The organism is Mesorhizobium sp. M7A.F.Ca.CA.003.01.2.1 (assembly GCF_003998945.1).
GTDB classification, from domain to species: Bacteria; Pseudomonadota; Alphaproteobacteria; order Rhizobiales; family Rhizobiaceae; genus Mesorhizobium; species Mesorhizobium ciceri.
Genome location: NZ_RZRA01000702.1, coordinates 1 through 3,091, shown reverse-complemented (window position 1 = coordinate 3,091; position 3,091 = coordinate 1). Strand labels below are relative to the sequence as shown.

Annotated in this window: 3 protein-coding genes; 1 reads left to right on the top strand and 2 read right to left on the bottom strand. The window is 58.5% G+C overall.

Annotated elements, in window-relative coordinates; translation table 11 throughout:
• Positions 1-1,692, bottom strand: a 1,692-nt coding sequence (locus EN969_RS23980; RefSeq protein WP_127419451.1) for a catalase, incomplete at its 3' end; no start/stop codon positions are given.
• A 290-nt stretch (positions 1,693-1,982) separates the two neighbouring features.
• Between EN969_RS23980 and EN969_RS23975 the strand changes: the two genes are divergently transcribed.
• The gene (locus EN969_RS23975) at positions 1,983-2,546 is read left to right on the top strand and encodes a sigma-70 family RNA polymerase sigma factor (protein WP_013533212.1); all 564 of its coding nucleotides are present in this window, start codon (positions 1,983-1,985) and stop codon (positions 2,544-2,546) included.
• On the opposite strand, the gene EN969_RS23970 is transcribed toward EN969_RS23975, so the two are convergent.
• Positions 2,547-2,723 (bottom strand): hypothetical protein, encoded by a 177-nt coding sequence (locus EN969_RS23970; RefSeq protein WP_081714227.1) that lies wholly within the window; start codon positions 2,721-2,723, stop codon positions 2,547-2,549. It lies immediately after the preceding gene.
• Between the last annotated feature and the right edge of the window lie 368 nt (positions 2,724-3,091).

Here is a 3,091-nt window from a genome sequence, read left to right as displayed (position 1 = left end):
GGCTCCATCGCTGAGCATGACACCGACTTTGCGGCCTTCGAAACTGTCGGGCCCGTTTTGGATGATGCTGAGCGCCGGCGACGGCGGCAAGTCATCGCGCGGTGGAACGGCGGCTTCGGCAGGTTCGGGCATGTCACGGATGCCGAGCTTGTCGGCGACCGTGGTCGCCAGCGTTTCATCGATGTTCAACAAATGCGAAACCATGCGTTCGCGGATCGCCGGTGCCTGGACCTTGCTCAGTTCAAACGTCAGCGCCATCGCGATGTGACGCTGCTCCGGTGGTGTCTGGCTGTTGAAGAATTGCCGGGCCTGGCTGTAGTGATCGGCGAAGCTCTCCGCGCGCAGACGTACTTTCTGCCCTTGTTCGGCATCGGAGAAAGAACGGAAGCCACGCTGCGGATCCTCGCGCGGTCCCAGTCCCCATGAGTTAGGTTCATAGTTGGCGCGACCGGCCGGATTGCGCATGGCCATGTGCCCGTCCTGTTGAAAATGGGCGAACGGGCACTTCGGCGCATTGACCGGCAGATGGGTAAAGTTCGGACTGCCCAGCCGCTTCAATTGGGTATCGAGATAGGAGAAGTTGCGGCCCTGCAGAAGCGGATCGTTGGAGAAATCGATTCCGGGCGGCACATTCTGCGTCATGAATGCAACCTGCTCGGTCTCGGCGAAGAAATTATCCGGCATCCGGTCGAGCACCAGCCGACCGACCGGAATTGGTTCGAGAACCTCTTCGGGAATGATCTTCGTTGCGTCCAGGATATCGAAGTCAAAACTGTCGGCAAACGCCTGATCGAACAGTTGCACCGTCAACTCCCATTCCGGGAAATTGCCGGCCTGTATGGCCTCCCACAGATCGCGGCGATGGAAGTCGGGATCGGCGCCGTTGATCTTGACCGCCTCGTTCCAGACCACCGATTGCATGCCGAGCTTGGGTTTCCAGATGAACTTGACGAAGGTGGATTCGTCCTTGGCGTTGACGAGGCGGAACGTATGCACACCGAAGCCTTGCATGAAGCGGAAGGAACGCGGGATGGCGCGATCCGACATGATCCACATCACCATGTGCATCGATTCCGGCATCAGGCTGATGAAGTCCCAGAAATTGTCGTGCGCCGTCTGTGCCTGCGGAAAAGCACGGTCGGGCTCCTGTTTGGCGGCGTGGATCAGATCGGGAAACTTGATGGCGTCCTGGATGAAGAAGACCGGAATGTTGTTGCCGACCAAATCCCAATTGCCTTCCTTGGTGTAGAGCTTGACCGCAAAGCCGCGCACGTCGCGGGCGAGATCGAACGAGCCCTTGTTGCCGGCAACCGTCGAGAAACGAACGAATGCCGGCGTCTTTTCACCAGCTCGCTGGAAAATGTCGGCACGTGTGTATTTGGCCAGTGAGTCGTAGGTCTCGAAATAACCATGCGCGCCATAGCCGCGGGCATGGACGACCCGTTCCGGGATGCGTTCGTGGTCGAAGTGGAAAATCTTCTCGCGAAAGTGAAAGTCTTCGATCAGCGATGGTCCGCGTTCACCGATCCGCAATGTGTTTTGGTCGTCGGAGACAGGCGTTCCGAGCGCCGTGGTAAGGACAGGCGTGTCGTCTCCCGCGACCTGGTGCAACTCGCCGCCATTTCCGCGCGCGCTATTCTGATCCAGTCCACTTGCCGATTGGCGAGCGGAGGGGCGAGCGGATTTGGCCATGACAGGTCCTCGATCGATACTGGAAGGTTAAAGTGGCAAGCCATCAAACTGCCGGTGAACGGCTTTGTTCCCGTAAAAAAGCGGACGCTGTAGATACCACTGTCGAAGGAGGCGTCGCTGCTGCGGTGATGGTATGCGCCGATCGCATGACAGATATCTCCGCCCGCGAAGAATTATGAAGAGTTGTCTCCAGCAAGAGGAACGAACCAAACTTCCATGCATTTAGCTGAGGCTGCGTTCACACACTCTTTCTGCTGGGAGCTGGACCATTGTCATCCGGAGGCTGCCTTTTGGCCGACCAGGAAACCAATGAAGTTTCCATCGTTGACCTGATACCCGCCCTGCGGGCATTCGCCCGCACCTTCTGCCGCGTCCCCGACGATGCTGACGATCTCGTGCAGGAGACACTGACCAAGGGTCTCGCCAACATCGACAAGTTCGAACCCGGTACGCGAATGAAGTCGTGGCTCTTCACCATCATGCGCAACACCTATTATACCCGGGTCAAGATCGCTGCCCGGGAGGCGCCAGGCCTGCTCGACTGCGCCTCTTCGAGACCAATTTCGGAAGCCACCCAGGAATGGACCGTTCAGAGCAGGGAAGTTCACGGCGCCATTCAAAGACTGCCTGAACACCAACGCGAGGTGCTGATGCTGATCGGCGTTTTGGGAGTGAGCTACGAGGAAACCGCCGACATATGCGGTTGCGCGGTCGGGACGGTCAAAAGCCGCCTGAACCGTGCGCGCGCCAACATCCTTGAACTCCTAGGGGAGAGTTCGCTGGAGACATTGATGGAGAGGAGAAACCAGCTGTCGGACGGTCAGCTCGACGTCGAGGTCGACAGCCGCAGATAGTCAGTTGTTCACGTCGCGCCGACGCTTCTCGACGAGCGCGTTCTGCAATTCGATCGCCAGCTTGGTGAGGCGGTCCGGAATCTTTTCCTGCTCTATGGCTGCCAGCAGGGAGGCAATCTCCCGATCCACCGCCATCTCGACATGCGGATCCGCGGTATCGTCGCTCGAACGAGACATCACATTCTCTTGATAGCGGTCCCTTGATCGTAGTGTGGTGATAAGCGCCCGGCATTACAAGCCTGTGTCCACCGCCGAGAAGCTGACCGGCGGACCCTTGCACAGGTTTATTTCCTTGCTCCTTGGTCGCCCCGCGGACCACAGGCCCGCGCGGTGGCGTTCAGTCCTTCGGCAATCGATTAGCGGCGTAATCCTTCGGACTTGATCCGATTGCCGTCCAGCCCGCGCTCCTCCTTCGAATCGAGGACACTCGTTGGTGCCCTTTGCTCGACATCCGAACTGGCATCGTGCTGTAATGTTCCGTCTCACCGAGCGAGCAAAAAAGCGTTGCCATCCCATGATCGAAACGGCTTCTCACCGTCGATGAG

Coding starts and splice junctions, on each gene's coding strand:
- EN969_RS23970 (WP_081714227.1), bottom strand. CDS start 2,723: ATGTCTCGTTCGAGCGACGATACCGCGGATCCGCATGTCGAGATGGCG.